General features: G+C 66.2%; 5 protein-coding genes. All 5 read right to left on the bottom strand.

Features of this window, described 5'->3' with window-relative positions; genetic code table 11:
- A partial coding sequence (locus ACIRA7_RS15865) for a flagellar basal body P-ring protein FlgI (protein WP_396221808.1) occupies positions 1-449 on the bottom strand: 449 nt, incomplete at its 3' end.
- On the bottom strand, positions 446-1,123 hold the full coding sequence (locus tag ACIRA7_RS15860; protein WP_396221807.1) for a flagellar basal body L-ring protein FlgH: 678 nt from the start codon (positions 1,121-1,123) through the stop codon (positions 446-448). The genes ACIRA7_RS15865 and ACIRA7_RS15860, both read right to left, overlap by 4 nt.
- A 26-nt stretch (positions 1,124-1,149) precedes the next feature.
- Positions 1,150-1,611 carry a flagellar basal body P-ring formation chaperone FlgA gene (gene flgA / locus ACIRA7_RS15855; protein WP_396221806.1) on the bottom strand — a complete coding sequence of 154 codons (462 nt, stop codon included), beginning with the start codon at positions 1,609-1,611 and terminating at the stop codon, positions 1,150-1,152.
- 8 nt (positions 1,612-1,619) lie between these two features.
- Positions 1,620-2,408, bottom strand: coding sequence for a flagellar basal-body rod protein FlgG (flgG, locus tag ACIRA7_RS15850; protein ID WP_396221805.1), 789 nt, complete (start codon positions 2,406-2,408; stop codon positions 1,620-1,622).
- A 12-nt stretch (positions 2,409-2,420) separates the two neighbouring features.
- Entirely contained in the window at positions 2,421-3,098 is a 678-nt protein-coding gene (locus ACIRA7_RS15845; RefSeq protein ID WP_396221804.1) for a flagellar hook-basal body protein, read from the bottom strand.
- Between the last annotated feature and the right edge of the window lie 416 nt (positions 3,099-3,514).

Below are 3,514 nucleotides of genomic sequence, written 5' to 3'. Positions count from 1 at the left end.
CCGCTGGCATCGGCGACCAGCGGCGTCATGTAGAGCGTGCCGCCGCGCAGCGAGCGCGCGTCACCCATGGAGGCGACGTTCACTTCGAAGCGGCCGCCGGCGCGCAGATACGGCGACACCTCGGCGGTCACGAGGACGGCGGCCACGTTGCGCATGCGAATCAGATCGGCCGGCACTTCGATGTTGAAGCGACGCAGGATGTTGATGACGCTCTGAATCGTGGGGCCGGCGGTCTGTCCGCCGATCGCGCGATCACCGGTGCCATCGAGTCCGACGGCAAGGCCGTAGCCCACCAGGCGTACCGGCAGCGCGCCTTCGGCGCTGGTGAGATCGCGGATCTTGATGTCGTTCTGCGCGCGTGCCATCACCGGCAACAACAGCAGGCCTGCGGAGACGAGCAGGGCGCGGGCGATCTTCGCGCCGAACTGGCGCGCGTGAGTGGTGGTCATGGCCAGAACGCTCCGAGAATCTTCGTGATCATGCCTTGCTTCGGCTTGCCGAGCGGTCCCGGCGAGGCGTATCCCAGCTGTGCGTCGGCCACGCGGCTCGACTCGATCACGTTGGACGTGGACACATCCTGTGCGCGCACCCAGCCGGTAAAGGCGATGTCCTGCAGTGCCTGGTCGACGTCGATCTTCTTCGTGCCTTTGACCTGCAGCAGGCCGTTCGGTCCCACCGCGACCACGCGCACGCTCATTTCGTTCTGGAAGCGATTCTCTCGGCGCGCCTGTCCACGCTGCTGTTGATCGGCGGTATTGCGCGCATCGAGGCCGACCTGTTTGGAACTGGTTGGCAGTCTGGCGTTCACCGACAAGCCGCGGGTGCGGTTGTCGGTGGCCGTGTTCTCCTTCACGGCGGTGGAGATCGTGTAATCGTCGATGAGAATCGTGATGATGTCACCGACCACGAAGTTGCGACGATCGGCGGTCCACGATTCGCGCGGCTTGATGGGGGCGACCGGCGGCACCGTCGTGGCGCTTGCGGTCGTGGGGGCGGCCTGTGCGCCGGCGGTAGCCGGCGGCGTCGGCGGTGTCGCCCCGGCGGCCTGCGCCGACAGCGGGCGCGCGGCGAACGCGAGGGCAACAGCGACGCTCGTGGTGACGAGCAGACGCGTGGGAGTCATAGAGACGGTTCTCACCTGAGGGGTCTTCAACGGAGGCGAACGGTATTGGGCCCGGCGGCAACGCCGTCGAGCCGACGGGTGGGATCGATGCGAACACCCACGGGTGCGCCGATGCTGGCGGTGTTGGTGGCGATGCCGGTGACGACCACACGCAGCGGGCCATCCTGCCAGATCGCGGTGACGCGCGTGCCCATGGTGATGACCGGTGGGGGCATGACCGCCGGTGCCCGCAACACTTCGCCCTGGGCGATATGGCGGCGGGTCACCCAGCCGGGCAGCGCGCGCGTGGTGTCGGGGGCGATCGTGGTCCAGCGCCACACGACCGTGGTGTCCATGGTCGCGATGTCGCTGGCTTGCAGCGTATCGCCGCGCGCGAGGGCGCGTGCGGCCACGGAGACCGTGATCGTCCGCGACTGCGCACCGAGCACGGAGGCCGCGCCGGCCAGCATGAACACCGTCACCACGAGTCGCAGGAACGCGGGTTTCATGCGGCGAACTATCGGGAGATGTTGTTGGCGATCTGACCCATCTCGTCGGCCGTCTTGATGGCTTTCGAGTTGATCTCGTAGGCGCGCATGGCGGCGATCATCTCGACCATCTCGGTCACGATTTCCACGTTGCTGCCTTCGAGGCTGCCTTGCTGCAAGCGTCCCATGCCTTCGTCGTTCGGGAAGCCGACGACCGGCTGCCCTGAGGCCGCGGTGGGCGCGAGCAGGTTCTGCCCGAGCGACATGAGCCCCGACGGATTGGCGAAGCGCGCAATCTCGATGCGTCCGAGTTCGGTCGGCTGGATATCGTTGCCGCGACGTACGGACACGATGCCGGTGTTCGAGATGGTGAGCTCGGCGGCGTCGATCGGGATCTGAATGGGCGGCTGCAGGCCGTAGCCGGCGCTCGTCACGAGCTGCCCCTGATCGGAGATCTGGAAGCTGCCGTCGCGCGTGTAGGCGGTCTCGCCGTTGGGCAGCTGAATCTGGAAGAAGCCTTCGCCTTCGACCGCGACGTCGAGATTGCGGTTGGTCTGTTCGAGCGGCCCCTGCTCGTGCATGCGCTGCACGCCGGAGAGGCGTGTGCCGCGTCCGACCTGGATGGCGGCGGTGGTGTTGGTGGCGGTCTCGCCGAGGATGGCCTGATCCTGCACCGTCTGATACAGCAGGTCCTCGAAGTGCGCACGGCTCCGCTTGAAGCCGGGCGTGTTCACGTTGGCGAGGTTATTCGCGATGATTTCGGTGCGGGTCTGTTGCGCCATCATGCCGGTAGCGGCGGCGCGGAGTGCGGGATCCATGGTCTCTTCTCCTTAAACGGGCTTGGCGAGGTCGTTCACGGATATCCCGCGCGCGGCATCGATGGTCGAAAGCGCCTTCTGGGCGGCACCGTAGCGGTGCAGCACGGCGAGCATGTCGGTCATCGCCGACATCGTGTTGACGTTGGATTCCTCGAGGAAACCCTGCCGCACGGTGCGTTCGGCGGGCGGAATGGCCTGACGCGACGCGTCGGGGACGAACTGGGTCCCGCCTTCGTGCAGGAGCTGCGCCCCATCGGCCACGCGCTCGAGCCGCAGCCGTTGGAGGGGCCGTCCGTTCACGGTGATGGAGCCGTCCTTGCCGATTTCCACGGTGCCCGCGGGGAGCACGACCGGTCCCTCCTCGCCAAGCACGGGATTGCCGCGTTCGTCCACGAGTTGGCGGTCGGTGTCGAGCCGGAAGCTGCCGTTGCGGACGAACCGTTCGCCGTTGGGGGTCTGGGTCACGAAGAACCCGTCGCCCTCGACGGCGAGATCGAGACTGTTGTGTGTCTCGGTCAGGGAGCCGGCGGTGAGGTCGAGGGCGGTATCGGTCTTGGCGAGCTGGTTGTCCATCAGCCGTGCGAACGCCGTTTCCGCTTTGAAGCCGCGGGTGGAGGCGTTGGCGAGGTTGTTGGCGAGCACCTGCTGCTTCCGCTCCAGCATCTGCATGGCGGCGGCGGCACTGCTCATCCCATTGGTTCGAACGGGTCCGGGCATGATCGTGGTGGGTAGAGGGTACACGAACTCACGAGGGTAAAAAGCAACGGTCGGGCCACGAATGGCCCGACCGGGATATTTTCTCTAAGTGATTGTTTTGCTTGTGTTTAGCTTATACTGCGAGGTGCCGTTTCCGGTGACCGAGGAGACCCGAGGTCGGCAATAGCTGCCGATCGGGGGCTGGCGGCTCGGAGGCCTCGGCGGTTGTTGCCGCAGGGGGCGGGGGGCAGGCTCCGAAAAAGCAAAAGCAACGGCAACAGCCGGAACACGGAGATCACGGAAAGGCACCGAAAAAACACGGATAAGCCAAAAGCGCGCTTGGCTTATCCGTGTGGGTTCCGTGGATTCGGTGTCATCCGTGTTCTGGCTGTTGCCGCAGGGGGTGGGGG

This window comes from Gemmatimonas sp. (assembly GCF_044376735.1).
GTDB lineage: Bacteria > Gemmatimonadota > Gemmatimonadetes > Gemmatimonadales > Gemmatimonadaceae > Gemmatimonas.
The sequence above is the reverse complement of the archived record's forward strand: the minus strand, read 5'-3'. Positions and strand labels throughout refer to the sequence as shown.

Bases quoted from the DNA above. Each gene is read 5' to 3' on its own strand.
- ACIRA7_RS15860 (WP_396221807.1), bottom strand. From the start codon at position 1,123: ATGACTCCCACGCGTCTGCTCGTCACCACGAGCGTCGCTGTTGCCCTC.
- flgA (WP_396221806.1), bottom strand. From the start codon at position 1,611: ATGAAACCCGCGTTCCTGCGACTCGTGGTGACGGTGTTCATGCTGGCC.
- flgG (WP_396221805.1), bottom strand. From the start codon at position 2,408: ATGGATCCCGCACTCCGCGCCGCCGCTACCGGCATGATGGCGCAACAG.
- ACIRA7_RS15845 (WP_396221804.1), bottom strand. From the start codon at position 3,098: ATGAGCAGTGCCGCCGCCGCCATGCAGATGCTGGAGCGGAAGCAGCAG.